Source organism: Escherichia sp. E1130 (genome assembly GCF_005781065.1).
GTDB lineage: Bacteria > Pseudomonadota > Gammaproteobacteria > Enterobacterales > Enterobacteriaceae > Escherichia.
On sequence record NZ_VATL01000072.1, the window covers coordinates 1 to 1,785 of the forward strand.

Annotated in this window: 1 protein-coding gene and 1 pseudogene; one reads left to right on the forward strand and one right to left on the reverse strand. The window is 49.7% G+C overall.

The window, feature by feature from the left end; translation table 11 throughout:
• Nucleotides 1-19: 19 nt before the first annotated feature.
• Nucleotides 20-322 (forward strand): annotated as a pseudogene (locus FEK66_RS25520) (transposase); the annotation flags it as partial.
• A gap of 786 nt (nucleotides 323-1,108) precedes the next feature.
• Here FEK66_RS25520 and FEK66_RS25530 read toward each other — a convergent pair.
• Nucleotides 1,109-1,591: a hypothetical protein gene (locus FEK66_RS25530; RefSeq protein ID WP_135494949.1), complete on the reverse strand. Its 483-nt coding sequence runs from the start codon at nucleotides 1,589-1,591 to the stop codon at nucleotides 1,109-1,111.
• Nucleotides 1,592-1,785: the final 194 nt, after the last annotated feature.

Genomic DNA, 1,785 nt, shown 5'->3' on the forward strand with positions numbered 1-1,785 from the left:
GGTTTAGTCAACCACATCAGTCCGACAACATGGAGCAGATAAGCGCAGAGTATGGAGAAAGCTCCATCTGGCAGCAGACAGTGTCACGCATGAGATTATCTGTGCCGATTTATCTCTCAGTGGAACGACTGACGCGCAGGCACTCCCCGCGTTAATAAACCAGACTCACCGCAAAATCAAACAAGCCTCAGCAGATGGAGCTTACGATGTCTGCTACTGCCATGATGCCCTGATGAAGAAAAAAATCAGGCCGCTCATCCCACCGCGAAACGGTGCGCAATACTGGCCCGACAAGTACCCTGAGCGTAACCATGCCGTGGCGGAACTCCACACAGCAGGAAGAAGCATTCAACGGGCACAGCCCGGAAGCGATATCAGATTCCGTGGACTCCGGTACGTCTCTACGGGTAAGAGTGATGGCCCTGGAGGTGGGGCGATGGTCGCTGGCTGGCGGCGAGATATCCGGCCTTCGTTTTGCCACATGCGCTGCCACTTAAAAATGAGGTTGTGAGCAACCCCGTTTCTCTCGCGATTTTTGCGACATTGGCTCCGGGTTGAGAAGCCAGTTCAACGATACGAAGGTTAAAGTCGTTGGAATAGACTGTGCGTGATTCAGTTCGCCAGTTAGCAGTGTTTTCCATGAATAGAGCTCCATCTGGTTTAGAAGGAGCTCTAACCTAACGATCCCGGAACCAGAATCACAGGCGGCAGTAGCTTGACGCTTACTCAAAACCAAAGAGGATATCAAACAGGTTTATTATCAAAAGCTTATCGCCACACTGATCGAGGCGGTACGTGAACAGCAGAATGAAATCAACATGCTGAAAGCGGATGTTGCGAAATGTACGAGTAAAGCTAACTTTAACCTGTTGCGCGCCCGCAGTGAGGATCCATTGCGGGCTCATTCATCGGGCTAACTATCAAATCTGGCCCGGCCAGTCTCTGTTGAATGCCTCCGGGCGTCAGCTAAATCCCGGGTGATTCAGCAGGTTCAGCACATTATCTTTCAGACGATAAATCCCTGCCCCGGGCCGCTCTGTCATACAGCGAGGGACGAAAGCTGCTTTGTCATTTTCGGACTGAAGGGGGGCAGGGTGTTCGCTTTTTGTCAGGTTGGTCCAACAGACAGCGTTCCCTCCACTACCTGAAACGCCGCCTGCGTTCCGTCTTCCTCAATAATATTGAAACTGAAGCGGCCCGTGACAAGGTACCGGGAAAAATCATGTGTTAAGGTTATTTTTCCTTCTGAAACGGGTTTCAGATATGCTGATTCATCTTCGCCATCTGGCGGAAATAAATGTGTGAATTGAATGCTTACCGGGATATTAGGTTCGGAAAGGTCATATTCTTTGCCATTTATCATTCCGGGATCACAGGTGATAAAAATGAGGGTATGGGTTGAGTCTGCTTCTGAACGCTTGCCTCTTCCCCAGGAGTACCTTTTTGTCCATTTCTCCGGATGGTCTTCCCCGTCATAGCGTCCGCCGACAATTTCAGCCCCGAATTTTAGACCGTTAATGGTTGCCTGCAGATGATTATCTGACTCAATGGCATCGCCATGGGGGGGTAGCAGTCGATTATTTACAGTCATGTACGTTATTCCTGTTGTATGGACGGAACAGCAAGTATGGAAGAGATATCGGAATATGCTAGTTTTTATGTATGTTCGAAATGTGCTGCGTACTCTGATGCGTACTTCTTGTTTTCTCCCGACTCCGTTGAGCGGACGTCCGGGCTTTTTCTAGACTGGCCCCATGAATCTCCAGGTGATGCTTCCAATTAGTA

Excerpts from the sequence above, each read along its gene's own strand:
- FEK66_RS25530 (WP_135494949.1), bottom strand. The coding sequence starts at position 1,591 with ATGACTGTAAATAATCGACTGCTACCCCCCCATGGCGATGCCATTGAG.